Raw genomic sequence first — 315 nt, forward strand, 5'->3', positions numbered from 1 at the left:
GCCCTCTTCGTCGTCTCCTTCCCCTCGCGCGTCGGCCGCGAAGTCGGTGAGGCCGGCGTCGCCGCCGTCGTCTGCGGTCTCCCCCTCGCCGCCGGTGTCCTCGGTCGCCTCCGCGTCCCCGCCGGACTCGTCGGCGAACGCGCCGAGGCCGGCCTGTCCGTCGTCGCCGACGGAGTCCTCGATGTCGTCTGTCGCCGCTTTCAGCTCCGCGAGCTGGCTCGCCATCTCCTTCTCGCGGCGGCGCGAGATCCAGAAGAACGCCTCGTCGCGGGTGTCCTCGGCCATCAAGACGACGACCTTCCCCTCGGCCTGCCG

At 72.7% G+C, this 315-nt stretch carries 1 pseudogene; it reads right to left on the bottom strand.

The annotated features are described in order from the left end of the window. Nucleotides 1-315, bottom strand: a pseudogene (locus tag EXE42_RS17485) (Hef nuclease); the annotation flags it as partial.

Source organism: Halorubrum sp. SP3, assembly GCF_005435195.1.
Taxonomy (GTDB): Archaea; Halobacteriota; Halobacteria; order Halobacteriales; family Haloferacaceae; genus Halorubrum; species Halorubrum sodomense.